Genomic DNA, 26540 nt, shown 5'->3' on the forward strand with positions numbered 1-26540 from the left:
CGCGTCAGCGCATTCTTCGCGCCGCCCGCCACAGCGCCCATTGCCGCCGCCAGGGCGCGAGCTCCACGGCCGCGAACGGGTCGGCGGCCTGCGCCCGGTCGAGCCGATCGAGCAGCGGCGCGGCGAGCGCCGCCGGCAGGAAGGCCGGCCGGGCGGCGGGCGGCACCATGGCGATCGCCCGCTCGGCCTCGGCGATCTCCAGCCGAGCACGTGCCCTGAGATCGGCCATTGCGGCGACCAGACCCGGGCTCGCGCGGCGTGCCAAAAGGTCGGCCGGATCGACGCCGTGCTCGCGCAAAAGATCCACCGGGACATAGATCTGGCCGCGTGAAGAATGCGCCGGAACCGCCTGGACGAGGCGTGCGAGCCCCCAGCCGAGGCCAGCCGGACCGGCGAGCGCGGCGGCGACCGGATCCGGGCCGGCGAGGACGTGGGCGGTGAGCGCGATGGTCGCCGACGAGGTTTTCCTCACATAGCCGTAGAGCGCGTCGAGGCTCGGCATCGGGTCGTCGTAGAGATCGAAGCTGCGCGCCTCGATCAGATCGAGGAGCGGCGCGACCGGCAGGCCGCAGGCCGCGACCGTGTCGAGCAGCGCGGCGGCGACCGGGTTCGCCCGCCCGTCGCCGCGACCGTCCCCGGTGAGCACGTCGCGCCACCATTGCAGGCGGATCTCGCCCGCCATCGGGGTCCGGACTGCCGCACGGACCCGCACGATCTCGGCGTTGAAGGCGTGGAGGGCGAGCAGATACGGCCGCCGCTCCGCCGGCGCGAACAGCGCCGCGAGAAAGCGGTCGCGGTCGTGCTCGCGGACGAGCGCCTCGCAATGGGCGAAGGGATCCATGGTCTCGTCCTGTCCGACATGAGACTTCGTCGTCGCGACGCAGCCGGCACCGCCGGCCCTCACACCTCAGACGACTGAGACGACGGAGAACGCCGTTCAGCGAACCGGCAGCAGGATCGCCCCGACGCGACGGCGCTCGACCAGCAGCATGTTCCAGGTGCGCACAGCCGGTCCCGTCGTCATGCTCTCGACGACGATGCCGTGGTCGCGCAGGCGCGTCCGGAGCGCCTCGGGCACGATCCACGGCGCCGTTCCGCTGCCGATCAGCAGGTGCTCGACCGGCGGCGTGCTGCCGGCGACGAAGGCGATCACGTCGTCGCCGATCGCATCGGGCGAGGCGATGTCGGCCGCCCAGATGCCGTCGGTGAGGCAGACGAGCGCACCGCGATGCGAGAGATCCCCGAGCCGGAAGCCGCCGTCCCCGTAGGACTCGATCACGACCGGGCGCGGCAGGTGACGGGCGGTGCGGTCGAGCGGCATGCCGCCTCAGGTCCGCGCCTTGGCCCGCGGCGTCGCCGTGCCCTCGCCCTCCTCCGACACGGCGCGCACGCGCAGGCCGAAATAGATCAAGAGCGGCGCGGCGATGAAGGCCGAGGAGTAGACGCCGACGATGGCGCCGAACAGCATCGCCTGGACGAAGCTCTGGATCGCCTCCGGCCCGAAGACGAACATGCCGAGCAGCGACAGGATGACGGTCGTCGAGGTGATGGCGGTGCGCGACAGCGTCGAGTTCATCGCCAGGTCGAGCAGCTCCTCGAGCGGCATCTTCTTGTAGCGTCGAAGCATCTCGCGGATGCGGTCGTAGATGACCACGGTGTCGTTGACCGAGAAGCCCATGATGGTGAGCACGGCGGCGACCGACGACAGGTCGAAGTCGATCTGGGTGACGCTGTAGAAGCCGATGGTCAGCACCACGTCGTGCAACGTCGCGATCGTCGCCCCGACCGCGAATTCCCATTCGAAGCGGAACCACAGATAGATGAGGATCCCGATGATCGCGACCAGCATGCCGAGCACGCCGTTCTGGACGAGTTCGCCGGAGACGCGCGGCCCGACCACCTCGACGCGGCGGTAGTCGTAGCCGTCGCCGAGCGCGTCGCGGACCTTGCGGACCGCCGCCTGCTGGGCTTCGTCGCCGCCCGGCTGCTGGGCGAGCCGGATCAGCACGTCGGAAGGTGCGCCGAAGCGCTGCAGCTGCACCTCGCCGAGATCGAGCGCCGTGAGCGTCGAACGGATGGCGGCGAGATCGGCGGTGGCGCTGTTCTTGGCCTGGACCTCGATCAGCGTGCCACCCCGAAAGTCGATGCCGAAGTTCAGCCCGACCGTGAAGAACAGCGCGATGGCGAGGAGCGACAGGAGGCCCGACAGCGGAAACGTGATCCGCCGCCATTTCATGAACGGCAGGTTGGTGTCGTCGGGTACGAGGCGCAGAAGCTTCACGAGAGGCTCCGGACGGTCAGATCGGGACGGCGGCGGGCCGGGTCATCCGCACCCAGAAGGCCACGATCAGCCGCGACAGCGTGAAGGCCGTGAACACCGTGGTGAAGATGCCGATGATCAGGGTGAGGGCGAACCCGCGGACCGGGCCCGAGCCGAGGAAGAACAGCACCACGGCGGCGATCAGGGTCGTGATGTTGGCGTCCAGGATGGTGGCCAGCGCCCGCGCGAAGCCGGCGTCGATCGCGTTGATGGCGGAGCGGCCGCTGCGGGCCTCCTCGCGCATGCGCTCGTAGATGAGCACGTTGGCGTCGACCGCCATGCCGACGGTGAGCACGATGCCGGCGATGCCGGGCAACGTCAGCGTGGCGTTGAGCAGCGACAGGATGCCGAAGATCATCGCCACGTTCACGGCGACCGCGATGTTGGCGAACAGGCCGAGCATGCCGTAGGTGGCGAGGATGTAGACGACCACCAGGCCGGAGCCGACATAGGCGGCGATCTTGCCCTTCTCGATCGAGTCCTGGCCGAGGCCGGCACCGACGGTGCGCTCCTCGACGATGGTCAGCGGCGCCGGCAGGGCGCCGGCACGCAGCAAGATGGCGAGATCGTTGGCGCTCTCGACCGTGAAGTTGCCGGAGATCTGGCCGGAGCCGCCGAGGATCGGCTCGCGGATCACCGGGGCCGAGATCACCTCGTTGTCGAGCACGATGGCGAACGGCCGGCCGACGTTCTCCTGGGTGGTCTGGGCGAAACGGCGGGCGCCCGTCGTGTTGAAGCGGAACGAGACGATCGGCTCGCTGGTGCGGTTGTCGAAGCCGGGCTGGGCGTCGGTGAGATCCTCGCCCGACACCATGATGCGCTTCTCGACCAGGATCGGGGTGCGCTGGCCGCCGCGGCCCTCGTAGAGCAGCTCGTCGTCGGGCGGCACCCGGCCGGTCTGCGCCGCGTCGGCGGCGCTGTTGTTCATGTCGACCAGCCGGAAGGTGAGCTTGGCGGTCTTGCCCAGCAGATCCTTCAGGCGCGAGGGATCCTGGAGGCCGGGCACCTGCACCAGGATGCGGTCGACGCCCTGGCGCTGGATCGACGGCTCGACCGTGCCGAGCTCGTTGACGCGACGCTCGATGATCTGGATCGACTGCTCGACCGACTGGCGGATGCGCTCCGTCATGGCCGCCTGGGTGACGGTCAGCCGGATGACGCCGTTGCCCTGGTCGGCGACGTCGACGGAGCGCTGGCCGCTACCGCCGAGGATCCCACCGAGCGGCTGCGACAGCTCGCGCAGCTTGGTCAGCGCCTGCGGCACGTCGGCGATCTCGCGGACCCGGACCTCGACCGCGTCGCCGCGCGCCGTCAGGCCCGTGTAGCCGATCTTGGCGTCGCGCAGTGCGCGACGGACGTCGTCACGCAGATTTTCGACCTTCTCGCGGCGCACCGCGTTCGAATCGACCTCGAGCAGGATGTGCGAGCCGCCCTGCAGGTCGAGGCCGAGCACGACGTGGCGCTGCGCCCATTTGGGCCACTTGTCGACGACACTGTCGGGCAGGAAGTTCGGCACCGCGAAGAGGCAGACCAGCAACGTCCCGAGCAGGATGGCGGTCGCCTTCCACCGCGAAAAATAGAGCATTGGCCTCGAGTTCCCGATTGGCGCCTGTCGGCGGGATGGGCGTGACGGGCCGCGACGTTCCGAACGTCACGCCGGTGCGACGTGCGCAGGTCAGCCCGGCTTGACCACCTCGTCCTTCACGGGCTCGCCCTTGGCCCGCACCTCGGCCACCATGGCGCGGATCTGGCGTGCCCGGACGCCGTCCGCAAGCTCGATCTCGATCTCGTTGTCGTCGATCACCTTGGTGACCTTGGCGACGATACCGCCCGAGGTGACGACGCTGTCGCCGCGACGGACGTTCTTGATCATCTCCTGGTGCTGCTTGGCGCGCTTCTGCTGCGGCCGCAGGATGAGGAAATACATGATCACGAAGATGAGGATGAACGGCAGCAGCGACATCATCATCTCGGTGCCGCTCGTCGCTGCGGCGGCCTGGGCATAGGCGGGCGTCACGAACATCGACTTGGTGCTCCTTCGGAAACCGGACAGCCCCGGAGGCCCGGTGGTCTGCACGGGCCGGGGCGAAAAACCGCCGGGACTATACCGGGGGGGCCGTCGATTGCAACGGCGCGTCACGGGTCTTCCTGTCACGGCAGCGGGTTGCATCGCGCCCTGCGCCGAACGCAGAGCCGAGCGGTGGCCCGCCTTGCGGCGACGCCCGCCCCCCGGTATGGGGAACCCCCCGGAGCCGGACGCCATGCATCATCCTGCCGATCAGCCTGCCACATCTGCCCCTGCCACCTCCCCGACCACCAGGGACGCCCTGCTGGAACGCATCGCGGCGGCGCTGGAGCGGCTCGCGCCGCCCGCCCCCTCGGCGCCCGACATGAGCGTCGCCGAGGCCTTCGTGTGGCAGCCGGAGGGCCGCCGCCTCGCCCCGGTGCCGCACGTCAACCGGGTCGACATGTCGCTCCTGTGCGGCATCGACAACGTCCGCGACCAGCTGCTCGCCAACACCGAACGCTTCGCCCGCGGCCTACCGGCCAACAATGCGCTCCTGTGGGGCGCCCGCGGCATGGGCAAGTCGTCGCTGGTCAAGGCCGTCCACGCCGGCGTCAACGCGGCGCTCGGGGCCAAGGCCGGGACGCTGAAGCTGATCGAGATCCACCGCGAGGACATCGAGAGCCTGCCCGACCTGATGGGCCTCCTGCGCGCCGCGCCCGCGTGCCGGTTCATCGTGTTCTGCGACGACCTCTCCTTCGATGCCGCCGACACCTCCTACAAGTCGCTCAAGGCCGTGCTCGAAGGCGGCATCGAGGGCCGGCCCGAGAACGTGATTCTCTACGCGACCTCCAACCGCCGGCACCTGCTGCCGCGCGACATGATGGAGAACGAGCGCGCCACCGCGATCAATCCGGGCGAGGCGATCGAGGAGAAGGTGTCGTTGTCGGACCGCTTCGGCCTGTGGCTCGGCTTCCACCGCTGCAGCCAGGACGAGTATCTCGCCATGGTGCAGGGCTACGTCGACCACCACAAAATCCCGATCGCCGCCGACGCGCTGCGCCGCGAGGCGCTGGAGTGGGCGACGACGCGCGGCTCGCGCTCCGGCCGCGTCGCCTGGCAGTTCATCCAGGATCTGGCCGGCCGGCTCGCGGTGACGCTGAGCGAGACGTGACGCCCCCCCCCGGAGGGGCCGGGGGCTTCCCTCTCTCCGCGGGCGGGGAGCGACTCGAAACGCCGATGCCCGGCGCTGGCCGGGCATCGCAGTGAAGACGGTCGTTCGCGATCGCGGCGCCCGGCTCACGCGCCGGGCAGATGCGGCACCGGATCGACGGGCGCCGAGCCCTTGCGGATCTCGAAGTGGAGCTGCGGCGCCGAGACCGATCCGGTCTGGCCCGACTTGGCGATCACCTGGCCACGCCGCACTTGGTCGTTGCGCTTCACCAACAGCTCGCTGTTGTGCGCGTAGGCGGTGACGAAGCCGTTGGCGTGGCGGATCAGCACCAGATTGCCGTAGCCCTTCAGCTCGCTGCCCGCATAGGCGACGATGCCGTCCTCGGCGGCCCGCACCGCGGTGCCTTCCGGCACGGCGAGATTGATCCCGTCGTTCTGCTGCCCGTTCGTCTTGCCGAAGCCGGCGATGACCCGGCCCTTCACGGGCCAGCGGAACGACAGCGCGCCGTTGCGCGCCTCGCGGTCGTCGTCGACCGGCGGATCGGCAACGCTGGTGCGATGAACCGAGGCGGTCGCTTGCGGCTCGAGCGAGGCGAGCTTGGTCTGCTGCGGGGCCGGCGCCGGCGGCGGCACGGCCGGTGGCGCCGCGGCGGTGCGGCTCGGCGCGGGCGGCGGTGCGACCGGCGCCTGGGCGGCCGGCGGCGCCGCGGCGACCGGCGGCGGCGGCGGCACGAAGGCGGTGCGGCCGCCGCGACCGGGGATCACCAGGCGATCGCCGAGCTTGAGCATCGCGTGCGGCTGGATGTTGTTGGCGGCGGCGAGGTCGCCGATCTTGACCTGATAGCGCTTCGAGATGCCGATCATCGTGTCGCCCGGACCGACGACATGGACCGTTCCGGCCGCGGTGCGCGGGCCGGGCGCCGACGCCGGCTGCACGGCCGGGGCCGCGGCCGTCGGCGCGGCGGCGGCGGTCGACGGGCCCGCATAACGCGGGATCACGAGGCGGCGCCCGGCGTGGAGCGTGGCGGTCGGAGCGAGGCCGTTCGCCTCGGCGATCACATTGGCCGGCACGCCGTAGCGCTTCGACAGCGAGGCGAAGGAATCGCCCGGCGCCACCGTAACGGGGGTGCCGCCCTCCCACTGCCAGCCCGGCGCCGCCGCGGTCATCGGCTTCGCGGTCTGCAGGCGCGGCACCGCGCCGGTGACATCGGCCGAGGCGACGCGCTCGTAGGCGGGCTGTGGCGCCGCGGCTTGGGACGGCTGGTAGGAGCCGAGGCCGCGCCCGCCCCCGGCGACCCCGCCGCCGGCGACGGCCCCCTGATGCGAGGCGGGCGGCGCTCCGTAGGACACCGGTGCGCCATAGGACGCGTAGTTCGGGGAAGACGCCGAAGGAGGCGGCAGCGGCTGCGCCGCCACGGGCTGTCCGAGCGGTCGCGAATCGACGCGCCCGACCGGAGCACGCTGCCCGCCCGACACCGAGCCGGTGGTCTCGTAAGACGGACGGCCACCGCCCGCATAAGGATTCTGGAGGGGGCTTTCCGCGAGTCGCGTCGAGTCGGTGCTGCAGTTCGCCACGCCGAAGCCGACCATGAGCAGGACCAGCACCCGCGACACGCAGTACGGGCTCGACGACTCGACGATCGTACGCATCGGCTCACTCACTCTACGCGACGGACACACACGGAGACGCGCCCGATTAAGCACCGAGCGAGTAAAGATTGATTTAACCCTCGCGCTCCCCGAAAGACGTTTCCTTTACGATTACAATGGAAGTTTGCGCTGTTCCGCCCGTATGTTGGCAACGGCGTGCGGGGTCGTCCGCTGGTCTGGCACGAAAATCAGTTCTTCTTTTGTTCTTCTCGGCGTTAACTGTACCGACACATGATCACGACCTGTGGCATCACGCCTTGAGGCGATAGCCGGTGCGGAAGATCCACGCGATGGTTGCGAGGCAGGCGCCGAGGAACACCAGCGTCATCGCGAGACTCACGCCGACATGGACATCGGCGGTCTCGAAGAAGGCCCAGCGGAAGCCCGAGATCAGGTACACGACCGGATTGAACAGCGCCACGGTCTGCCACGCCGGCGGGAGCACCGAGATCGAGTAGAACGTCCCGCCCAGGAAGGTCAGCGGCGTGATGACGAGCAGCGGCACCAGCTGGAGCTTCTCGAAGCCGTCGGCCCAGATGCCGATGACGAAGCCGAGCAGACTGAACGTCACGGCGGTCAGCACCAGGAAGACGAGCATCCAGACGGGATGCGCGATCTCGAGTGGCACGAACAGCCCGGCCGTGGCGAGCACGATCAGGCCGAGGATGATCGACTTGGTCGCCGCCGCCCCGACATAGCCGAGCACGATCTCGCCGGAGGAGACCGGCGCCGAGAGGATCTCGTAGATGGTCCCGGTGAAGCGTGGGAAGTAGATGCCGAACGAGGCGTTGGCGACGCTCTGGGTGAGCAGCAGGAGCATGATCAGCCCCGGCACGATGAAGGCGCCGTACTGAACCCCCTCGATCTCGGTGATGCGCGAGCCGATCGCCGCGCCGAACACGACGAAGTAGAGCGACGTCGAGAGCACCGGCGACACGATGCTCTGCAGCAGCGTGCGCCCGGTGCGCGACATCTCGAACACGTAGATGGCGCGCACCGCCCGAAAGTTGCTGATCATCGGCGCTGCCTCACGAGATCGACGAAGATGTCCTCGAGCGAGCTCTGGGTGGTGACCAGGTCGTGGAAGCCGATTCCCGCCCCGGAGAGATCCTGCAGGAGCCCGGTGATGCCGGTGCGCTCGCCCTTGGTGTCGTAGGCGTAGACCAGCGCCCTGCCCTCGTCGGCGAGCGTCAGGCCGTAGCCGGCGAGGGCGTCCGGCACCGCGTCGAGCCGGTCGTTGAGCAGCACGGTGAGCTGCTTCTTGCCGAGCTCGCGCATCAGCGTCGCCTTCTCCTCGACCAGCACGATCTCGCCGTGGTTGATGACGCCGATGCGGTCGGCCATCTCCTCGGCTTCCTCGATGTAGTGGGTGGTCAGGATGATGGTGACGCCGGAGGCGCGCAGGCGCCGCACCACCTCCCACATGTCCTTGCGCAGCTCGACGTCGACGCCGGCGGTCGGCTCGTCGAGGAACAGGATGCGCGGCTCGTGCGACAGCGCCTTGGCGATCAGCACCCGGCGCTTCATGCCGCCCGACAGCGTCATGATCTTGCTGTCGCGCTTCTCCCACAGCGAGAGATCGCGCAGCACCTTCTCGACATGCCCGGGATTGCGCGGTTTGCCGAACAGGCCCCGGCTGAACGAGACCGTGTCCCACACGCTCTCGAAGGCGTCGGTGGTCAGCTCCTGCGGGACGAGGCCGATCAGCGCGCGCGCGGCGCGAAAATCCGAGACGATGTCGTGCCCGTCGACCGTGACGGTGCCGGTCGAGGCCCGCACGATGCCGCAGACGATCGAGATCAGCGTCGTCTTGCCGGCGCCGTTCGGTCCGAGCAGCGCGAAGATCTCGCCCCGCATGACGTCGAGGTCGATCGTCTTCAGCGCCTGGAAGCCGGACGCGTAGGTCTTGGTCAGGCCCGCGATCGAGATGACGGGCGACAGCGAGGACGACGGGGGTGACAGCGGGGACGACATTGGGCGGGCACGGGCTCCGGCCGGACGGGGGACGACGGCGCGGCGCAGCCGCCGGCGACATATCGGCACGCCCCCGCGCCGCGGCAACCCCGAGCGGAACGGCCATGCCGAGGTGTGGCGGCAGCGATACACAGGGTCCGTCGCCTGAAACTCGTTCTGTCGCCTCACGCGCGTGGCGATTACCGCCCAGTTTCAACAGAATTTACGCGAGAGACATGCAACCGGTGATACACTGATCCGGTCGAGCGTGACCCATCGATACAATTTGTGGTAATTCAAGACTACTGTTGCGATTTGGTCGCGCGCAGCGATCAGGCCGACGACCCGTTTAGAACGCCGAATTCGGTGACCCGATGGCCATTGAAAAGAGATCGGAAGTCCGCGTCACGTTCACGGACGGGTATCCGGCTCGGATGTATGGCATCGACGGAACCTGGCAGCGCGCTTGCCTGGTTCTCGACGTCTCGAAGAGCGGGGCGCAGATCGCCGTCGACGGGGCTCTCGAGGGACTGCAGCTCGAGGAGTTCTTTCTCGCGCTCTCCACGCTCGGTCATGCCCATCGTCGCTGCCGGTTGAAGTGGCTGAACGGCGGCCTGCTCGGCGTGATGTTCGTCACGACCGTGACCAAGCCCAAGCGCAGAGCGGCACCCGGCCCGAACACGCCGCCCCGGGCCGTATCGTCGTGACGATCGGGCCGACGGCTACAGCTCCCTGGCCCGTCCCGGCAGCAGCGGCACGAAGCGGACGCCGATGAAATTCTCGCGAAAGAGGCCGCTCGGCGTCTTGGTCAGCCGCACGATGATCTGGGCGCCGTCCTGCGGCCCGAGCGGCAGCACCATGACGCCACCGTCGGCGAGCTGATCGACCAGCGCGCGCGGAATCGATTCGGCTGCCGCCGTCACGATGATCCTGTCGTAGGGCGCCTCCTCCGGCACCCCGGCGAGCCCGTCGCCGACCACCACCGTGATGGTGTCGTAGCCGAGCGCCGCGAATCGCGCCCGTGCCTGCTCGGCGAGCGTGCGATAGCGCTCGATCGTCACCACCCGGGCGGCGAGCCGCGACAGCACGGCGGCCTGATAGCCCGAGCCGGTGCCGACCTCGAGCACCTTGTGCTCCGGCGCGAGCGAGAGCCGCTCGGTCATGTAGGCGACCACGTAGGGCTGGCTGATCGTCTGGCCACAGTCGATCGGCATCGCGTGGTCCGCATAGGCGACCGCGGCGTCCTCGGCCCGCACGAAGTTCTCGCGCGGAACTTCTTCCATGGCGCGCAGCACGGCCGGATCGGCGATGCCGCGGCGGCGCAGACCAAGGAGAAACTCCATCGGGCCGATCCTCCGATCGGCGAGCCTCGTCATCGCACTCGCGTTCCTTCGGACGCTCGCACGCGGCACACTGGACGCAGGGCCCTTCGGCCGGCCGGCAGGTGCGGGGTTGCGGCCACCGCCAATTTGCCCCATTCACGCCTTACCAACCATAGCACCTGCGCTAGCCTGGGCAGGTTACGAAATTCTCACCCGCGAGGAACCAAACGCGCCCGCGCGGATTGGTTGACGGGGTCGTTCGTGCGATCCATCGGCCGGTACGAGACTGCCTTCGGGTCCGTCTCTGCGAGTGCGCCCTCCGGCGCGTGCTCGGGAGCCGGCATCGGGGCTGGGCGAGAATCGAGCCCGGACGATGCGCGTAAGACGTTCGCACGGCACGGTTCGCACGACGCGGTTCGCACGACGCGGTTCGCAAGACAGGGTTCGCACAACACGGTTCGCAATACACGCGGTCCATCCGAGGGGGGCGGATCGCATCACAGGACGGAGCAACAATGGACAAGGCTGACGCGGCCGCCGATTCGAAGAACATCCTCGTCGTCGAGGACGAGATCATGATCCGGATGCTGCTCGAGGACATGCTCGGCGATCTCGGATACACGGTCGCAGGTGCGGTCGGCCGGATCGACGACGCGATCAAGCTCGCCAGGACCGGCGACTTCGACATGGCGATTCTCGACGTCAACCTCGCCGGCCAGACCGTCAGCCCGGTCGCCGAGATTCTCGAGGAGCGCGGCCTGCCCTTCGTCTTCGCCACCGGCTACGGCGAGCGCGGCCTCCCCGAAAAATTCATGAACCGCCCGACCCTGCAGAAGCCCTTCCAGCAGGACAACCTCGGCAAGATCCTCGCGCAGGCCTTCGAGCGCGCCGCCGTGGTGTGAGCACCCGAGCAGCACGTGGCGGAGACACAAACGGGGCGCCGCGGCGCCCCGTTTTTTGTCGGCACGCCGGTATCGCCTCGGCGTCATCCCGGGGCGCGGACCGTCAGGTCCGCGAGCCCGGGACGACCAGGCAAATTGCAGAGTGACTCGGATGAAGGCACGTCCGTGCAGCGGGCGCGTCCTACGCCCCGCCCGCCCCCGAAAACACCTGCGCCAGCTTGGTCATGAACGGTTCGTCGGTCATGTCGAGGCGGAGCGGCGTGACGGTGATGCGCTTGTCGGCGAGGCCGGCGAGGTCGGTGCCGCGGCCGGGCGGGTTCTTCTTCACGCGGTCGAAGGCGATCCAGAAATACGGGTTGCCGCGGCCGTCGTAGCGCGGGTCGATCTTCAGCCAGTCGATGTCGCGCTTGCCCTGGCTCGACACCGCGATCCCTTTCACGTCGTCCGGCCGGCAGTCCGGGAAGTTGATGTTGATCAGCACGTCGCGCGGGATGCCGGTGTCGATCACCTTGCGGATCAGTGCGGGGGCGTGGCGCAGTCCCGTGTCCCAGTGCGGCTGCTGTCGGCTCTCCGCCCCGTAGGACTGCGACAGCGCGATCGACGGGATATTCAGGATCGTGCCCTCGATGGCGCCGGCGATCGTGCCCGAATAGGTGACGTCCTCGGCCACGTTCGACCCGCGGTTGACGCCGGACAGCACGAGGTCGGGCCGCTTGTCGGCGAGGATGTGGCGCACCCCCATGATGACGCAGTCGGTCGGCGTTCCCTTCACGGCGAAGCGACGATCCTCGATGGCGCGCAGCCGCAGCGGATCGTTGAGCGACAGCGAATGTGCGACGCCCGACTGGTCGAACTCCGGCGCGACGATCCACACGTCGTCCGAGAGGGCACGGGCGATCTCGATGCAGACGTCGAGCCCCGGCGCGTGAATGCCGTCGTCGTTGGTGACCAGGATGCGCATCAGTGTCGTCTGCTCCAATTCGGCTCGCGTCCCGCAGCCGTCATTCCGGGGCGCGCCGAAGGCGCGAACCCGGAATCCAGCCACGAGGGACGAGCCTGCCGCTGGAGTCCGGGTTCGCGCGCCTTCGGCCCGCGCCCCGGAACGACCGCGGCATCCGACGAGGCCGTGACGCGTGTCACGCGCCCGCCTCGATGACCTTCAACCCGCCCATGTAGGGCTGCAGCACCTCGGGCACGACGATCGAGCCGTCGGCCTGCTGGTAGTTCTCCAGAACCGCGATGAGCGCGCGGCCGACCGCGACGCCCGAGCCGTTGAGGGTGTGGACCGGTCGCACGGCGCGACCCTCGGCGGTGCGATAGCGCGCGCTCATGCGGCGCGCCTGGAAATCGCCGCACACCGAGCAGGAGGAGATTTCGCGAAACATCCCCTGCCCCGGCAGCCACACCTCGATGTCGTAGGTCTTTTGGGACGCGAAGCCCATGTCGCCCGTGCACAGCGTCACGACCCGATAGTGCAGGCCGAGCCGGCGCAGCACTTCTTCGGCGCAGGCCAGCATGCGCTCGTGTTCTTCGAGGCTCTTCTCCGGCGTCGTGATCGACACCAGCTCGACCTTGTAGAACTGGTGCTGACGGATCATGCCGCGCGTGTCGCGTCCCGCTGCCCCCGCCTCGGCCCGGAAGCAGTAGGTGCCGGCGGTGAGCCGCAGCGGCAGCTCGGCTTCCTCGACGATCTGCTCACGCACGAGATTGGTCAGCGGGACTTCGGCCGTGGGGATGAGCCAGCGGCGATTTGCGCCGACACCCAAGTACTCCGCCGCTTTCTCTTCATCCGGATTGAGCGAAACAGGCTCTGCCCCTTTCGCAACCGCCTTGAGCCCCTCGCCGGACACCGCGGCGAACTGATCCTCTTCAAACTTCGGAAGCTGCGCCGTGCCGAACATCGCATGATCGCGCACCAGCAGCGGCGGCGACACTTCCACGTAGCCGTGCTCGGTCGTGTGCAGATCGAGCATGAACTGGGCGAGCGCGCGTTCGAGCCGCGCGAGCTTGCTCTTCAGCACGACGAAGCGGGCGCCCGACAACTTCGCCGCCGCCTCGAAGTCCATCTGCTTGAGGCCCTCGCCCAATTCGAAATGCTGGCGCGGCGTGAAGCTCAGCACCGGCGGCGCGCCGAACTTGTGATGCTCGACATTGCCGTGCTCGTCGGCGCCGTCCGGCACCTCGTCGAGCGGCGTGTTCGGGATCTTGGCCAGTGCCTCGTCGAGCGCCGCGCTCGCCGCCTTCTCCTCGGCCTCCATGGCCGGGATCGAGGCCTTGAGCCCCGCCACCTCGTCCATCAAGGCCTTCGCGGCGACCTCGTCCTTCTTCTTCTTCGCCTCGCCGATCTCCTTCGACGCCGCGTTGCGGCGCGCCTGCGCGGCCTCGAGCGCCAGGATGGCGGCGCGGCGGCGGTCGTCGAGTTCGAACAGGGTGTCGGAGAGCGGCGCGAGCCCGCGGCGCTGCAGGCCGCGGTCGAAGGTCTCGCGGTTCTCGCGGATCCACTTGATGTCGTACATGGGACGGGCTCTGGCGGCGATACGTGGAAACGGCGATCGAATCGGACGGCCCTTATAGCACCGTCGTCACGACCCTGCGGCTACGGTGCGGGCGGGGCGCCCGGGGGTCACCGGCGGCCCCGGAGCCGTTCATCCCATCGGGGTCGAAGCCGCCGGCGGGGGGCCCGCGTCGGCCGCGGCCTTCGCGGCCTCGTCCTTCGCCTTGGTCTCGACGAAACGGACCGAGTAGATCGCGGCCTCGTAGAGGATCATCAGCGGGACGGCGAGCGAGAGCTGGGAGATCACGTCGGGCGGGGTCAGCACGGCGGCGATCACGAAGGCGCCGACGATGAAGTAGCGGCGCTTGGACTTGAGCATCGCCGAATCGACGATGCCGATGCGGCCGAGCAGCGTTAGGATCACGGGAAGCTGGAACGCCACCCCGAAGGCGAGCACCAGGCTCATCATCAGGCCCAGATACTCGCCGACCTTTGGCAGGAGCGCGATGTCGGCCGTCTGCCCGCCGCCGAGCTGCTGCATGCCGAGCGAGAAGCGCACCAGCATCGGCATCACGAGGAAATAGACCACCATGGCGCCGAGCAGGAAGAAGATCGGGGTCGCCACGAGGTAGGGCAGGAAGGCGTTGCGCTCGTGCCGGTAGAGGCCGGGCGCGACGAACATGTAGATCTGCGTCGCGATCACCGGGAAGGCGAGGAAGACGGCGCCGAACATGGCGAGCTTGAGCTGGGTGACGAAGTACTCCAAGAGCGCCGTGTAGATGAACTTGGAGTTCTCCGGCCCCGCGACCCACACGAAGGGCCACACCAACACATTGTAGATCTGCTTGGCGAAGGCGAAGCAGAGGATGAACATGATCGCGAAGGCGACGAGCGACTTGATGAGCCGCGACCGCAGCTCGATCAGGTGGTCCATCAACGGCGCCTTGGTCGCCTCGATGTCCTCGTGGGTCATGCCGGGCGGTCCTTGGTCGGCGCGGCCTCGCCCACCGTCTCGGCCCGTGCAGGAGCCGGAGTCGGGGCTGGCGTCGGGGCCGGCGGCACCTCGGCCGGCGCGGTGGCGGCGGCCACGGCGGCGGTGCCGGAGACCGGCTCGGTGCTCGGCGCCGACACGGACGCCTCGGTGACGGGCGCTTCGGCCGGGACGGCCGGCGCGACACCCTCGGGTGCCGGCAGCGCGGCCGTCACGGCCGGCGTGGGTGCTTCAGGCGTGGACGTCTCGGGCGTGATCGGGGTGGGGGCCGAGATCGATTTCGCCGTCTCGGCGAGCGGGTCGTAGGTGGCGAGGCTGCGGGCCGCGTCGTTGAGCTCGTCGACCTGCTTCTTCAGGTCGGCCATCTCGGCCTCGCGCAGCGCCTCCTGGAACTGGCCCTGGAACTCGGCCGCCATGCGGCGCATCTTCCCGGTCCATTGGCCGACGGCGCGCAGCACGCCCGGCAGCTCCTTCGGGCCGATCGCGATCAGCGCGACCACGCCGATGAGCAGGAGCTCGCTCCACCCGATATCGAACATCGTGGCTCCGAGGGTGCCGCCCGCCCCTGGCGGTGCGGCCCCCGCAATGGCCGGTCGTCCGCCGGCGCGACGCGAAGCGGTGTGCCGCAGATCGGGGACGGGTTCAAGCGGTCCCCGGCGGGACCGCGCGTCCGACGTTCGTCACTGCGCCGCGGTCGCTGCGGGACGGCGGGTCCGGCGGGCCGGCATCAGCCGGCCTTGTGGGTCTCGGCCTGCGGCTGCTGGACGGACTGCGAAGGCGCCGTGGTCGGCTGGTGATCGATGGTCTTGACCGGCTCGGCGGGCTTGACCGGCTCGGCCTTGGCGGTGTCGTCCTCGGCCATGCCCTTCTTGAAGGCTTTGATGCCCTGCGCGACGTCGCCCATCATCTCGGAAATCTTGCCGCGCCCGAACAGCAGCAGCACGACGCCGAGGACGATGATCCAGTGCCAGATGCTCATTGAACCCATCGGGTTACCCTCCAACCGACGGGCCGCGGTCCGGGCTCGCCTTCGGTTTTGTCGTGAACCTAGGCGGTCGACCCGACGAAGACAAGGACCGCCCGCGCGTCGATTGCGCACGCCGGTGAAGAGGGTTGATGCGCTTCGGGAGCGGATGCTCGTCTCGGAACGAGTACAGGCGGCTCCGCGCAAACCCTCTCCCTGAGGGAGAGGGTCGGGGCGCGCTTCAGCGCGCACCGGGGTGAGGGTTTACGGCGCCCATGGATGCCTCGGCACCCCCTCACCGGGACCGCTGCGCGGTCCGACCTCTCCCCGCCGGGGAGAGGTAACGAAGGGGCCGCCTCGCCTCAGTCGCTCGCTTCCTCGTCGCGCGCCTCGGGCTCGCGAGGCTCGTCTTCGCGGTGCGCCTCGGTCTCGGCCTCGGTCGCGTCATCGCCGGCCGTCTCGCCGGCCGCCTCTTCGCTGCCCTCGCCAAAACTCTCGCCGGCCGGGGCGTCCTCGGCGCGGGGGGCGAGGCCGAGGTCGAGCTCGATCGAATCGATCGGATCCTCGTCCTCGCGCAGCGCCGGGTCGTCGGAGGGGTTCGGCACGCCGAAGCCCGACGGGAGCTGACCGTCGAACAGCCCCGCCCCCTTCAGCTCGTCGAGACCCGGCAAGTCGCCGAGCTGCTCCAGGCCGAAATGCGAGAGGAAATGATCGGTCGTTCCGTAGGTGAGCGGGCGGCCGGGCGCCTTGCGGCGGCCGCGTGGCCGGATCCAGTCGGTCTCCAGGAGCACGTCGATGGTGCCCTTGGCGACCGCGACGCCCCGGATCTCCTCGATCTCGGCGCGGGTCACCGGCTGATGATACGCAATGATTGCCAAGGTCTCCACGGCAGCGCGCGACAGCTTCTTCGGCTCGCCGGCCTCGTGGGTGAGCAGCCAGGCGAGATCGTTCGCCGTGCGGAACGCCCATTTGGTGCCGATGCGCACCAGGTTGACGCCGCGCGGCGCGTATTCGAGCTGCAGCCGCTTGAGGCCGCCCTTCACGTCGGTGCCGGCCGGCAGGCGCTTCGCCAGCGCCTTCTCCTCGACGGGCTCCGACGCCGCGAACAGGAGCGCCTCCAGAAGGCGCAGCTCGTCGGGGCGAGCCTCCGGGCCCTGCGCCGCCCCCTCCTCGGTCGGCGCGACCGCCGCCAGCGCGGCGTCGTCGACCTCGGGCACGGCCTGCGTCTCGGCCGCGGTCTCGACCGTCACCTCGGGCTCCGCCACGACGACGGCGTCGACGACAGTGTTTTCGATCGTCTCCTCGCTCGTCTCGTCGCTCGTCTCGTCGGTGGCCTCGGCGAGCCCCTCGGTGGACTCGGCCGTGACCGACGGACCGACGGCGAGCTCGTCGGCAGCCCCCACCTCGGCGACAGCGTCCTCGGACACCCTGTCCTCGGCCACGGTGTCCTCGGCCACCGCCTCGACCGCAGCCGGCGCGGCGGCGTCACGCGCCGTCTCGGCCTTGCGGCCACGGCGCTTCCGGACCTCCCCGCGGCCGGCCTCGTTCTCGGGGATCATGGTCGCCTCTTCGGCCAGTTTCGCAATCCGCCATCCGTCGCGGCTCATCTCGGGCATCCCCTCGTCACTGGACCGGCTCGCTCGCCGCGGACGGCGGCGGCGGCGAGTCGTCGTCTCGTCGGGTCGGTTCCCCGACGGTCACTTCGGCAGCCAAGCCGACCGCCACGTCGGCGACGACTTCGTCGGCCATCTCGGCGGCCCCCACGTGCTTGCGGATATAGATGGGCGCGAATGCGGTCGGCTGATGGACGTCCATGACGCCCTCGCGCACCAGCTCCAGGAGCGCGGCGAGGCTGGAGGCGTAGACGGTCGAGCGCATCGACGGCTCGACCGCGTAGGACACCAGGTAGCCGTCCAGCACGCTCCAGTCGTCGGAGCCGACGGTGCCGAGCAGGCGCTGAAGAATCGAGCGGGCGTCGGCGAGCGACCAGACGTTGCGCTTCTTCATGCGCACATGCGACAGCGCCTGGCGCTGCCGCTGGCTCGCATAGGCCGAGAGGAGATCGTAGAGCGTCGCCGACCATTCGGGCCGCCTGATCTCCTCGATCGGCTCCGGATCGCCGCGGCCGAACACCTCGCGGCCGAGCTGCGGGCGGGCCATCAGCTTCGCCGCGGCGTCACGGATCGCCTCGAGCCGCTTCAGCCGCAGCGCCAGGGCGGCCGCCATGTCCGAGGCGGTCACCCCTTCCGGCTCGTTGGTGCCGACGGGCAGCAATAGGCGCGACTTCAGATAGGCGAGCCAGGCCGCCATCACGAGATAGTCGGCGGCGAGCTCGAGCCTGAGCTTGCGTGCCTCCTCGATGAAGGCGAGGTACTGCTCGGCGAGCGCCAGGATGGAGATCTTGTGCAGATCGACCTTCTGCTGGCGGGCGAGCGCAAGCAGGAGGTCGAGCGGGCCTTCGAAGCCCTCGACGTCGACGATCAGGGCCGGCTCGTCGGCCGCCCGGTCGGCCTCGACCACCTCGGGCGGATACTGGGCCGGCGTCTCGCCGGCGGCCGGCGTCTCGGCCGCGGTCGCAGCGGCACCGTCCACCGCCTCGGCCGCCGCTGCCGCGCCCGCCGCGGACTCGTCCGGCGCGGACTCGTCCGCCGCGGACGGCGCCATGGCGGGGCCGGTCGGCTCGATGCCGCCGGTCGGGCCGTCGTCGGGGCCGGTGTCGGGGCCGGTGTCGTCTTGGCCGGATTGCTCGGTCATGCCCTCAGGTCATCCAGCGGTTCAGGAAGCGGCGATCATACGGGAAAAGGCGGCCCGCGCCTCGGCGAGGTCGATCGGATCGGGCGAACGCCGGGCCGCGAGCGCCGCGGCGCAACGCCCCGCCGCCGCCCCGGAGAGGCCCGGACTCTCGGCCGCAACCTGCTCCATCTCCACGAGATTGCCGTTGCAATGCAAGGCCAGGTCGCAGCCCGCCGAAAGCGCCGCCCGGGTCCGCTCGGCGAGGCTGCCGGACAGCGCCCCCATGGAGAGGTCGTCGGTCATCAGCGCCCCGGAAAAGCCGATCGCGCCGCGAATCACCTCGCCGATCACGGTCGGCGACAGGGTCGCGGGACGATCCGGATCGAGCGCCATGTAGACGACATGCGCCGTCATGCCGAACGGCAGCGCGGCGAGCGGCCGGAAGGCGGCGACGTCGATGGCCTCCAGGGTCGCGCGGTCGGCCGAGACGCGGGGGAGCGCCTTGTGGCTGTCGCAAGCGGCCCGCCCGTGGCCGGGCATGTGTTTGACCACGGGGAGCACCCCGCCCGCCATCAGCCCCTCGGCGGCGGCGGCGGCGAGCGCCGCGACGGTCGCGGGCGTCGTCCCGTAGGCACGGTCCCCGATCACCGGGTCGCCCTCCGGAGCCGGCACGTCGCCGACCGGCAGGCAGTCGACCGTGATGCCGAGGGCGACAAGGTCGGCGGCGATCAGCCGGGCGCCGAGCCGCGCGGCGGCGAGCCCGGCCTGCGGATCGCGAGCGTGAAGGGCGCCGTACCAGCCGCCGGCCGGATAGGCCGGCCAGTGCGGCGGGCCGAGGCGCTGCACCCGGCCGCCCTCCTGGTCGACCAGCACGGCCGCCTCGGCGCCGACCGCCTCGCGGAATTCATCAACCAGCGCAACCACCTGCGCGGGTGTATCGATGTTCCGCTTGAACAGGATCAGCCCGAACGGCCGCGCCGTGCGGAGAAACTGCCGCTCGGCGTCGGTCAGGCGCAGGCCGGACACCCCGGTGATGAACGCACGAGCCGTCATGCCGCCGTTTATCCGAGTCCCGAGCGCCGAGGTCAAAGCGCCCGGGCCGCCCGGACGCAGTTATCCCCCGGCGAGGCGGGCACCCTTACGGCACCGCACAGTTTGCGCGTCGTCTGGCGCGGCGACCCTGCCTGTCCTGGCCGGGCTCGCCCCTGCTCGCTGCTGGATCGCACCCTGGTACCGCGTCTCGATGGTCGTCATCCGCGCATGCGGATGACCCGGTATCCACCGGCGTTCGATCGTTCGGTCGGACGCTGCGGTGTACTGGGTGCTCCGCCGGCGCGGAGCACGACGGAGGACACGCTTCGACCAACTCGAAGACGTGCCAACCAAGCCCGGCTTTGCCGGGCACCTCTGGGCGACAGAGAGAGCCGTCGTTCCGAATCCGGTCAGTTCTTCTGCACCAAGCAATTGCCGCCGGCGGCCTTGAGGTTCTCGCAGAGCTGGATGGCCGCCTCGCGGGTGGTGAACGGGCCGACCTGGCTGCCGTAGTAGATGCCCTTTGCGCCGAGATCCTTCTTCTTCACCAGAACCTGACGGTCGGACAGCACCGACGGATACTTCGACTGCATGGCCCGGAACGAGGCGCGCGCCTCCTCGGGCGTCTTCTGGGCGGAGAGCTGGACGACGTAGCCGCCGCTTTCGAGGGCGGTCGGGGCCGGCGTCGTCATCGCGGTGCGGGCGGCGGGCGCCGGCGCGGCGGGTGCGGCCTGCGGCGTGATCGCCATCGGCGCGTTGCCGGCCGGAGCGGCCGGGCGCGGTTGAGCCGGCGCGGCCGGCGCCGCGGCGGCCGGACGGGCCGGCGCCACCGGGGTGGCGGCCGGCGGCCGGCCTTGGTTGGCCTCGCTCTCCGGCCGGATCGTCACGGTGCGAATGCGCTTGGGGTCGCCGGGCGAGGCCGACGGCACGGTCGCCGGGGCGCTGACCTGCGGCGGCAGGTTGGACGTCGCGTCGCCCGACATGTCGCGGACCGCGACGGGCTGCTCCTCGCGCGGCACCAGCCGCTCGTTCTGACCGCCGCCGACGCGCTCGTAGATCTGCTTGTCGCCGCCCTGGACCGCCGAGGCGATCTTCTTGGGCGAGGTGTCGGCCCGGACCACCGGCGGGCCGCCGGCCTCCGACGGGCCGCCCTTCATGCTGCGCCAGCCATAGGCGCCGGCGGTGCCGACCACGGCGACCGCCAGGATGGCGGCGGCGACCATGAAGCCGCGGCGGCGCGACGGCGGCTCGGCGCGTGCGTCGTCCTCGGCCGCGTAGCGGCCGTCATAGGCCGCGCCGTAATAGTCGTGATCACGGGTCGGGTCGCGAGCCGGGTCGCGAGCCGGGTCGTAGGTCTCGCCGGCCTCGAAGGCACCGTCGGCGGCCGGGGCGTAGCGCGGGTCGTACTCCAGCGCGTCCTCGCGGGTCATCGCGAGCGGCTCCGGCTGACCCGTGAACATCGGCTCGGCCGCCGCGTAGCCGGCGTCGCGGGGGCGGCCGTGCGGATCGGCATAGCCGGCGTCCCAGGCCGGCTCGGCGGCCGGCACGGACGGTGCCGGCGGCGGGGCCGCATCGCGTGATCGCGGCGCGCGCCACCCGGTGTCGGCGGCCCGCGGCTCCGGCGGAACCTCGGCGCGGGCGGTCAGCCAGGCCGGCGGATCGCCGCGGCGCGGATCGGCGGCCGCCGCACGCGGCGGCGGCGGCTCGGTGTAGCCGCTGTAGCGCTGGTCGGGATGGCGGGCGTCGGCGTCGAGCGACGGATCGGCATAACGCGGCTCGCCGCCGCCGCGGGCGTAATCGGAGGGCGACCGGCCGAAGCGCGGCTCCGGATAGCCCGGCTCGTAGGGCACCGGATCGGGCTGCGGCGGCTCGACGGCGACCGATGCGATCGGCTCGCTACGACGGAACGACGGCGCGGGGCCGCGCTCGATGCGGCTCTCGACGCCGTCCCGGGTCAACCGATCGGGGGCGCCGTCCCGCGTGATCCCGTCGCGCATGCGCGACATGCGGCTCGACGGCTCGTAGGCGACGGGCTCGTTCTGGCCGATCAGCCGAGCCAGCTCGACCAGTGGATCGGTCGCGGGATCGGTGCGCGGAGCCGCACGGGCAGCCGTCGCGCCAGGACCGTCGGTTCGCCGATATCGGTCTTCCGCCATGCCAGAAAGCTCACCGGTCGCGGCGCCACTCTTTCACTGCGGACGCGGCCGGATCACCGCAATCCGTGCGCGCCGGCGAGGGTCACCGCATCTCGTCAGGCGCTTCGACCCCGAGCAGACCTAGCCCCACGGAGAGCACCGTGATCACACCTTGAACGAGCGCGAGACGGGCCGACGTCAGTGTTGGATCATCCTGGATAATGAACCGTAAATGTGGCGAGTCCTTGCCACCGCGCGTGTACTGGGCGTGGAAGTCGCTCGCCAGATCGTACAGGTAGAAGGCGATTCGGTGTGGCTCGTGCGCCGCCGCCGCCGCCTCCACGAGCCGCGGGAACTGGGCGATGCTGCGCATCAGCGCGATCTCGCCGGGATCGTCGAGCCGGTCGAGCGGCGCGCCGGCGAGCCACAGCGTCAGCGCCGCCGGCCCCTTCCAGTCCTCCGGCATGTCGGGCAGCGTGTCGCGGGCGTTGCGGAAGATCGAGCGGCCGCGGGCGTGGCCGTACTGGACGTAGAAGACCGGGTTGTCGCGCGACTGCTCGATCACCTTGGCGAGATCGAAATCGAGCACGGCGTCGTTCTTGCGGTACAGCATCATGAAGCGGACGGCGTCCTTGCCGACCTCGTCCACGACTTCACGAAGCGTCACGAAGTCCCCGGCCCGCTTCGACATCTTGACCGGCTGCCCGGCCCGCAACAGCTTCACGAGCTGAACGATCTTGACGTCCAGCGCGGCGCGGCCCTTGCTCACCGCCTTGACGGCCGCCTGCATGCGCTTGATGTAGCCGCCGTGGTCGGCGCCCCACACATCGATGAGGTCGTCGAAGCCGCGCTGCACCTTGTTCTTGTGATAGGCGATGTCGGACGCGAAGTAGGTGTAAGAGCCGTCCGACTTCTTCAGCGGCCGGTCGATGTCGTCGCCGAAGTCGGTCGCCCGGAACAGCGTCTGCTCGCGATCCTCCCAGTCCTCGGGCGGCGCCCCCTTGGGGGGCGGCAGCCGGCCCTCGTAGACCTTCCCCTCGGCCCGCAGCGCCGCGATGGTGGCGCCGACCTGGTCGGTCGCGCCCTCGATCAGCGATCGCTCCGAAAAGAACACGTCGTGGCGGACGTTGAGGGCGGCGAGATCGTCGCGGATCATCGCCATCATCATGTCGATCGCGGTCTTGCGGACCACCGGCAGCCACTCGGCCTCGGGCTTGTCCTTGAGGTCCGCCCCGAACCGGCGTGCCAGCGCCTGGCCGACCGGCACCAGATAGTCGCCCGGATAGAGGCCGTCCGGGATGGTTCCGATCTCGTCGCCGAGCGCCTCCAGGTAGCGCAGATAGGCCGAGCGGCCGAGCACGTCGACCTGGGCGCCGGCGTCGTTGATGTAGTACTCGCGCGTCACCCGCCGTCCGACGAATTCGAGCAGGTTGGCGAGCGCGTCGCCGAACACGGCGCCGCGGCAGTGGCCGACATGCATCGGGCCGGTCGGATTGGCCGAGACGTACTCGACATTGACGGGCGCCCCGCCCGGGACGCCGCGCGCGTAGTCGGCGCCGGCCAACAGGACCGCCTTGAGCGCGGCGCGCCAGACCTGGGGCTTCAGCGTCATGTTGATGAAGCCGGGACCGGCGACGTCGACCGACTGGACCCAATCGTCGCCCCGGAGCTGTTCGGCGATCGCCTCGGCGAGATCGCGCGGCTTCTGCCCGGCGTCCTTGGCCAGCACCATGGCGGCATTGGTGGCGAGGTCGCCGTGGCTCGCATCGCGGGGCGGCTCGACCAGCACGCGGCCGCGATCGAGCCCGGCCGGCAGCGCGCCCTTCGCGACGAGGGCGTCGAGCGCCGCCTGCACCCGGGCCAGGACGGCGGCGAAGACGTGGCTGGTTTCTTTCGTCCTATCAAGCATTTTGGTTCTGTCCCGGGGCGGAGCTGCGGGCCGCGGCCTAACGCAATTGCGGGGTCGAGTCAAAAAGCCGGCGATGCTCGGCGATCGCGTAACGATCGGTCATCCCGGCGATGAAGTCGGCGATCCGGCGCGCCCGCGCTCCTGGCTCGTCCGGCAGGTCGTGGCGCCACTCGGCCGGCAGGAGGTCGGGGTCGGCGACGTAGCGGCCGAACAGGTCGGCCAGCACGCCCTCGGCCGCCGTCATCACCTGCATGACGCGGGGATGCCGGTACATGTGGGTCCACAGGAAGGCCTTTATGGCCTTGTCGGCGGCCGCCATGGGAGCCGAGAATGCAACCAGCGGTGATTCGGCGGCGCGGACCTCCGCCACCGAGGTCGGATCGAGCGCCGCGACGCGCAACCGCGTCTCGGTGATCACGTCGACGATCATCACCGTGATGATGCGGCGAACCAGCTCGTGGACGAGACGGGCGGGGTCGATGTTCTTGTGCTCCGCACAAATGTCTCCCACGATGTGCGCAACACATTCGACCCGGGACAGCTCGTCGAGCGTGAACAGGCCGGCCCGCAAGCCGTCGTCGATGTCGTGGGCATCGTAAGCGATATCGTCCGCGATGGCGCCGACCTGGGCTTCGAGGCTGGGAAAGCTCGCCAGATCGAGATCGTGCAGCGCATCATAGGCGCGAATCACCGACGGCAGTTCCGATGCTGCGGCACACACGTCGTCCCCCGGCTTTCGGCGGACTCGCGGGCCGACCAGCGGGCCGTTGTGCTTCACCAGACCCTCCAGCGTCTCCCACGTCAGGTTGAGTCCGTCGAAGGCCGGGTAGCGGCGCTCCAGCCGCGTCACGACGGCGAGGGTCTGGGCGTTGTGGTCGAAGCCGCCATGCGCGGCGAGGCAACGGTCGAGCGCCCGCTCGCCGGCATGGCCGAACGGCGGATGGCCGAGGTCGTGGGCGAGCGCGCAGGCCTCGGCGAGATCCTCGTCGAGGCCGAGCTGGCGGGCGATCGAGCGCGCCACCTGGGTCACCTCGAGCGTATGGGTGAGCCGGGTGCGGAAGTGATCTCCCTCGTGATAGACGAACACCTGCGTCTTGTGGGCGAGGCGCCGGAAGGCGGTCGAGTGGATCACCCGGTCGCAGTCGCGCCGGAAATCGCTGCGGCCCGGGCTCGGCGGCTCCGGATGGAGCCGTCCCCGGCCCGCTTTGGCGTCGGCCGCGAACCGCGCCCGCGCGCATGCATCCTGAACCGCCATGACGGCCTTCCCCGCTCGCGGCACATTGACCCGTGCCGGGGCAGCACTTACCTTTTTTGGGCCGGACCCCGCAATTTCCGTCAACTGCGAAGGGCTTCCCGATGACCGATGCCGTGTCCACCGACGTGACGCTCGCGGACATCACCCTGACCGACAGCGCCGTCCGGCGCATCGGCGAGATTCTCGCATCCGAGCCGGCCGGTGCGATGCTGCGGGTCAGTGTCGAAGGCGGCGGCTGCTCCGGCTTCCAGTACAAGTTCGATCTCGACCGCGAGAAGGCGGAGGACGACCTCGTGCTGGCCCGCGACGGCGCCACCGTGCTGATCGATCCGGTGTCGCAACAGTACATGGCCGGCGCCCAGATCGACTATGTCGACGACCTGATCGGCGCCGCCTTCAAGATCAAGAACCCGGTCGCCGCCGCCTCCTGCGGCTGCGGGACGAGCTTCTCGATCTGACCGCCGGCGCACGCGCCGCCTCGCGGCGCCGACCACCGGCCGACACCGTTCTTTCGCCAGCCACCGCCGCGCCACTGCAGGCCTCGCAGCGCTGCCGTGCGCCCGCAGCGCCCTCTTCAACGCTGCCGCTTTACCAGATGTTGGCGACTCCCTCCGTAACCCATCGTCATCAGCCACGGCGCGCCGGTTTCGACGCGCCTTAACCTCAGACTCCGCCATGCTGGACCGGCGCCGCGTTTGCTCGGCCCTGATCGGGGCAGCGACCGCCGTCGCCGTGGCGCCCGGTCGTGCCGACGAGCTGCCGGCCGGGCCGGTGCGGATCATCGTGCCGGCGGTCGCCGGCGGCGGCTCCGACATCCTGGCGCGGCTGCTCGCCGGCCGGCTCGCCGATCTCTGGCGGCGCAGCGTCGTCAGCGAGAACATCCCCGGCGCGGCCGGCGGAGTTGCGGCCCGCACCGTGCGGCGGTCGCCGGCCGACGGCCGCACGCTGCTGATGGGATCGACCGGAACCCTGATGGCGGCCGCGAGCGGTGTCGACGGTGGGCTCGTGTCCGAGTTCCGCGTCACCGATCATTTCGCCCCGATCGCGCTGGTCGCCGCCCCGCCCTATGTGCTCACGCTGCACCCCGGCGTGCGGGCCACCACGGTCCGATCGCTGATCCGCCTCGCCCGCGACCGCGAGGTCGCCGGCTTCCCCTTACGCTACGGCTCGTCCGGATCGGGCGCCGCCTCGCATCTCACCGGGGTTCTCTTCCAGCAGCAGGCGGGCGTGCTGCTCGAGCATGTCCCGCTGCTCGGCACCGGCGCCGCCATGCAGGAGCTGCTGGACGGCCGGCTCGACCTCCTGTTCGCGCCGCCCCCGACCATCCGCGACACCGTGGAGGACGGCCGCCTGCTCGCCGTGGCGACGACCGGCCGGACGCGCTCGCCGACGTTCCCGGCGATCCCGACGATCGCCGAATCCGGCCTGCCGGGCTTCGAGTCGGTCGGCTGGTTCGGGTTGCTCGCCCCGCGCGGCACGCCGGATGCGCTCGTCGCGCGCATCGCGGACGATGTCGGCACCCTGCTCCGACGCCCCGACCTTCGCGACCGTCTGGCGGCGCTCGGCACGACGCCGCAGCCTACCTCGCCCACGGCATTCGCCCGCTACATCGACGCCGACGTCGCCAAATGGACGGCGCTGCTGATCGCCCCCGGGGCGTTGCGCATCGACGCGCTGCCGCGGTGACGCAGGACGCCGGCGC

General features: G+C 70.3%; 23 protein-coding genes and 2 pseudogenes. 5 read left to right on the plus strand and 20 right to left on the minus strand.

Translation table 11 applies throughout. From position 1 onward, the window contains the following. Nucleotides 1-4: 4 nt before the first annotated feature. The 5 genes and pseudogenes from ACFSOX_RS01485 to yajC form a co-directional block, all read right to left on the minus strand. Nucleotides 5-841 (minus strand): phytoene/squalene synthase family protein, encoded by an 837-nt coding sequence (locus ACFSOX_RS01485; protein ID WP_378476015.1) that lies wholly within the window; start codon nucleotides 839-841, stop codon nucleotides 5-7. Between the two features lie 96 nt (nucleotides 842-937). Beyond that, nucleotides 938-1321: an Mth938-like domain-containing protein gene (locus tag ACFSOX_RS01490; protein ID WP_378476016.1), complete on the minus strand. Its 384-nt coding sequence runs from the start codon at nucleotides 1319-1321 to the stop codon at nucleotides 938-940. 6 nt (nucleotides 1322-1327) lie between these two features. Then, a pseudogene (secF, locus tag ACFSOX_RS01495) lies at nucleotides 1328-2284 on the minus strand (protein translocase subunit SecF); the annotation flags it as partial. 13 nt (nucleotides 2285-2297) lie between these two features. Beyond that, nucleotides 2298-3905, minus strand: a complete 1608-nt coding sequence (gene secD / locus ACFSOX_RS01500) for a protein translocase subunit SecD (protein ID WP_378476017.1) — start codon at nucleotides 3903-3905, stop codon at nucleotides 2298-2300. 90 nt (nucleotides 3906-3995) lie between these two features. After that, on the minus strand, nucleotides 3996-4343 hold the full coding sequence (gene yajC / locus ACFSOX_RS01505) for a preprotein translocase subunit YajC (protein WP_378476018.1): 348 nt from the start codon (nucleotides 4341-4343) through the stop codon (nucleotides 3996-3998). 238 nt (nucleotides 4344-4581) lie between these two features. Between yajC and ACFSOX_RS01510 the strand changes: the two genes are divergently transcribed. Continuing rightward, nucleotides 4582-5499: an ATP-binding protein gene (locus ACFSOX_RS01510; protein ID WP_378476019.1), complete on the plus strand. Its 918-nt coding sequence runs from the start codon at nucleotides 4582-4584 to the stop codon at nucleotides 5497-5499. Between the two features lie 125 nt (nucleotides 5500-5624). On the opposite strand, the gene ACFSOX_RS01515 is transcribed toward ACFSOX_RS01510, so the two are convergent. The 3 genes from ACFSOX_RS01515 to ACFSOX_RS01525 form a co-directional block, all read right to left on the minus strand. Further along, complete coding sequence (locus tag ACFSOX_RS01515; protein ID WP_378476020.1) at nucleotides 5625-7148, minus strand: peptidoglycan DD-metalloendopeptidase family protein; 1524 nt, start codon at nucleotides 7146-7148, stop codon at nucleotides 5625-5627. Between the two features lie 250 nt (nucleotides 7149-7398). Then, the gene (locus ACFSOX_RS01520) at nucleotides 7399-8166 is read right to left on the minus strand and encodes an ABC transporter permease (protein ID WP_378476021.1); all 768 of its coding nucleotides are present in this window, start codon (nucleotides 8164-8166) and stop codon (nucleotides 7399-7401) included. Beyond that, entirely contained in the window at nucleotides 8163-9089 is a 927-nt protein-coding gene (locus tag ACFSOX_RS01525; protein WP_378476098.1) for an ABC transporter ATP-binding protein, read from the minus strand. Before ACFSOX_RS01525 ends, ACFSOX_RS01520 begins: the two co-directional genes overlap by 4 nt. Before the next feature lie 446 nt (nucleotides 9090-9535). On the opposite strand from ACFSOX_RS01525, the gene ACFSOX_RS01530 reads away from it, so the two are divergent. Continuing rightward, nucleotides 9536-9808 carry a PilZ domain-containing protein gene (locus tag ACFSOX_RS01530; protein ID WP_378476022.1) on the plus strand — a complete coding sequence of 91 codons (273 nt, stop codon included), beginning with the start codon at nucleotides 9536-9538 and terminating at the stop codon, nucleotides 9806-9808. A 15-nt stretch (nucleotides 9809-9823) separates the two neighbouring features. Here ACFSOX_RS01530 and ACFSOX_RS01535 read toward each other — a convergent pair whose 3' ends face one another. Next, nucleotides 9824-10477 (minus strand): protein-L-isoaspartate(D-aspartate) O-methyltransferase, encoded by a 654-nt coding sequence (locus ACFSOX_RS01535; RefSeq protein WP_417716674.1) that lies wholly within the window; start codon nucleotides 10475-10477, stop codon nucleotides 9824-9826. Between the two features lie 461 nt (nucleotides 10478-10938). Here ACFSOX_RS01535 and ACFSOX_RS01540 point away from each other — a divergent pair, with 461 nt between their 5' ends. Beyond that, nucleotides 10939-11325 carry a response regulator gene (locus ACFSOX_RS01540; protein WP_378476024.1) on the plus strand — a complete coding sequence of 129 codons (387 nt, stop codon included), beginning with the start codon at nucleotides 10939-10941 and terminating at the stop codon, nucleotides 11323-11325. Nucleotides 11326-11506: 181 nt separating this feature from the next. Here the strand turns inward: ACFSOX_RS01540 and surE are convergent, their stop codons facing one another. From surE to ACFSOX_RS01595, 11 genes and pseudogenes are all read right to left on the minus strand, one after another. After that, nucleotides 11507-12286 (minus strand): 5'/3'-nucleotidase SurE, encoded by a 780-nt coding sequence (gene surE, locus ACFSOX_RS01545; RefSeq protein ID WP_378476099.1) that lies wholly within the window; start codon nucleotides 12284-12286, stop codon nucleotides 11507-11509. A 175-nt stretch (nucleotides 12287-12461) separates the two neighbouring features. Beyond that, on the minus strand, nucleotides 12462-13841 hold the full coding sequence (gene serS, locus ACFSOX_RS01550) for a serine--tRNA ligase (protein WP_378476025.1): 1380 nt from the start codon (nucleotides 13839-13841) through the stop codon (nucleotides 12462-12464). 129 nt (nucleotides 13842-13970) lie between these two features. Beyond that, nucleotides 13971-14792, minus strand: a complete 822-nt coding sequence (tatC, locus tag ACFSOX_RS01555) for a twin-arginine translocase subunit TatC (RefSeq protein ID WP_378476026.1) — start codon at nucleotides 14790-14792, stop codon at nucleotides 13971-13973. Further along, a complete protein-coding gene (gene tatB, locus ACFSOX_RS01560) occupies nucleotides 14789-15349 on the minus strand; it encodes a Sec-independent protein translocase protein TatB (RefSeq protein ID WP_378476027.1) in 561 nt (186 codons plus the stop codon). Before tatB ends, tatC begins: the two co-directional genes overlap by 4 nt. Nucleotides 15350-15537: 188 nt before the next feature. Continuing rightward, entirely contained in the window at nucleotides 15538-15798 is a 261-nt protein-coding gene (locus ACFSOX_RS01565; protein WP_378476028.1) for a twin-arginine translocase TatA/TatE family subunit, read from the minus strand. 338 nt (nucleotides 15799-16136) lie between these two features. After that, complete coding sequence (gene scpB / locus ACFSOX_RS01570) at nucleotides 16137-17333, minus strand: SMC-Scp complex subunit ScpB (protein ID WP_378476029.1); 1197 nt, start codon at nucleotides 17331-17333, stop codon at nucleotides 16137-16139. A 211-nt stretch (nucleotides 17334-17544) separates the two neighbouring features. Continuing rightward, nucleotides 17545-18294 (minus strand): annotated as a pseudogene (locus ACFSOX_RS01575) (segregation and condensation protein A); the annotation flags it as partial. A 255-nt stretch (nucleotides 18295-18549) separates the two neighbouring features. Next, entirely contained in the window at nucleotides 18550-19560 is a 1011-nt protein-coding gene (nagZ, locus tag ACFSOX_RS01580) for a beta-N-acetylhexosaminidase (RefSeq protein ID WP_378476030.1), read from the minus strand. Nucleotides 19561-19949: 389 nt separating this feature from the next. Then, a complete protein-coding gene (locus tag ACFSOX_RS01585; protein WP_378476031.1) occupies nucleotides 19950-21695 on the minus strand; it encodes an SPOR domain-containing protein in 1746 nt (581 codons plus the stop codon). Nucleotides 21696-21777: 82 nt separating this feature from the next. Next, nucleotides 21778-23583 (minus strand): arginine--tRNA ligase, encoded by a 1806-nt coding sequence (gene argS, locus ACFSOX_RS01590; RefSeq protein WP_378476032.1) that lies wholly within the window; start codon nucleotides 23581-23583, stop codon nucleotides 21778-21780. Nucleotides 23584-23620: 37 nt separating this feature from the next. Next, entirely contained in the window at nucleotides 23621-24838 is a 1218-nt protein-coding gene (locus ACFSOX_RS01595; protein ID WP_378476033.1) for a deoxyguanosinetriphosphate triphosphohydrolase, read from the minus strand. Between the two features lie 101 nt (nucleotides 24839-24939). Between ACFSOX_RS01595 and erpA the strand changes: the two genes are divergently transcribed. Continuing rightward, nucleotides 24940-25296 (plus strand): iron-sulfur cluster insertion protein ErpA, encoded by a 357-nt coding sequence (erpA, locus tag ACFSOX_RS01600; protein ID WP_378476034.1) that lies wholly within the window; start codon nucleotides 24940-24942, stop codon nucleotides 25294-25296. Nucleotides 25297-25513: 217 nt separating this feature from the next. Next, on the plus strand, nucleotides 25514-26524 hold the full coding sequence (locus ACFSOX_RS01605; RefSeq protein ID WP_378476035.1) for a Bug family tripartite tricarboxylate transporter substrate binding protein: 1011 nt from the start codon (nucleotides 25514-25516) through the stop codon (nucleotides 26522-26524). Nucleotides 26525-26540 lie beyond the last annotated feature (16 nt).

The organism is Rhodoplanes azumiensis, assembly GCF_042682915.1.
GTDB lineage: Bacteria > Pseudomonadota > Alphaproteobacteria > Rhizobiales > Xanthobacteraceae > Rhodoplanes > Rhodoplanes azumiensis.

Excerpts from the sequence above, each read along its gene's own strand:
- ACFSOX_RS01485 (WP_378476015.1), bottom strand. The coding sequence starts at position 841 with ATGGATCCCTTCGCCCATTGCGAGGCGCTCGTCCGCGAGCACGACCGC.
- ACFSOX_RS01490 (WP_378476016.1), bottom strand. The coding sequence starts at position 1,321 with ATGCCGCTCGACCGCACCGCCCGTCACCTGCCGCGCCCGGTCGTGATC.
- secD (WP_378476017.1), bottom strand. The coding sequence starts at position 3,905 with ATGCTCTATTTTTCGCGGTGGAAGGCGACCGCCATCCTGCTCGGGACG.
- yajC (WP_378476018.1), bottom strand. The coding sequence starts at position 4,343 with ATGTTCGTGACGCCCGCCTATGCCCAGGCCGCCGCAGCGACGAGCGGC.
- ACFSOX_RS01510 (WP_378476019.1), top strand. The coding sequence starts at position 4,582 with ATGCATCATCCTGCCGATCAGCCTGCCACATCTGCCCCTGCCACCTCC.
- ACFSOX_RS01515 (WP_378476020.1), bottom strand. The coding sequence starts at position 7,148 with ATGCGTACGATCGTCGAGTCGTCGAGCCCGTACTGCGTGTCGCGGGTG.
- ACFSOX_RS01520 (WP_378476021.1), bottom strand. The coding sequence starts at position 8,166 with ATGATCAGCAACTTTCGGGCGGTGCGCGCCATCTACGTGTTCGAGATG.
- ACFSOX_RS01530 (WP_378476022.1), top strand. The coding sequence starts at position 9,536 with ATGTATGGCATCGACGGAACCTGGCAGCGCGCTTGCCTGGTTCTCGAC.
- ACFSOX_RS01535 (WP_417716674.1), bottom strand. The coding sequence starts at position 10,477 with ATGACGAGGCTCGCCGATCGGAGGATCGGCCCGATGGAGTTTCTCCTT.
- ACFSOX_RS01540 (WP_378476024.1), top strand. The coding sequence starts at position 10,939 with ATGGACAAGGCTGACGCGGCCGCCGATTCGAAGAACATCCTCGTCGTC.
- surE (WP_378476099.1), bottom strand. The coding sequence starts at position 12,286 with ATGCGCATCCTGGTCACCAACGACGACGGCATTCACGCGCCGGGGCTC.
- serS (WP_378476025.1), bottom strand. The coding sequence starts at position 13,841 with ATGTACGACATCAAGTGGATCCGCGAGAACCGCGAGACCTTCGACCGC.
- tatC (WP_378476026.1), bottom strand. The coding sequence starts at position 14,792 with ATGACCCACGAGGACATCGAGGCGACCAAGGCGCCGTTGATGGACCAC.
- tatB (WP_378476027.1), bottom strand. The coding sequence starts at position 15,349 with ATGTTCGATATCGGGTGGAGCGAGCTCCTGCTCATCGGCGTGGTCGCG.
- ACFSOX_RS01565 (WP_378476028.1), bottom strand. The coding sequence starts at position 15,798 with ATGGGTTCAATGAGCATCTGGCACTGGATCATCGTCCTCGGCGTCGTG.
- scpB (WP_378476029.1), bottom strand. The coding sequence starts at position 17,333 with ATGATCCCCGAGAACGAGGCCGGCCGCGGGGAGGTCCGGAAGCGCCGT.
- nagZ (WP_378476030.1), bottom strand. The coding sequence starts at position 19,560 with ATGACGGCTCGTGCGTTCATCACCGGGGTGTCCGGCCTGCGCCTGACC.
- ACFSOX_RS01585 (WP_378476031.1), bottom strand. The coding sequence starts at position 21,695 with ATGGCGGAAGACCGATATCGGCGAACCGACGGTCCTGGCGCGACGGCT.
- argS (WP_378476032.1), bottom strand. The coding sequence starts at position 23,583 with ATGCTTGATAGGACGAAAGAAACCAGCCACGTCTTCGCCGCCGTCCTG.
- ACFSOX_RS01595 (WP_378476033.1), bottom strand. The coding sequence starts at position 24,838 with ATGGCGGTTCAGGATGCATGCGCGCGGGCGCGGTTCGCGGCCGACGCC.
- erpA (WP_378476034.1), top strand. The coding sequence starts at position 24,940 with ATGACCGATGCCGTGTCCACCGACGTGACGCTCGCGGACATCACCCTG.
- ACFSOX_RS01605 (WP_378476035.1), top strand. The coding sequence starts at position 25,514 with ATGCTGGACCGGCGCCGCGTTTGCTCGGCCCTGATCGGGGCAGCGACC.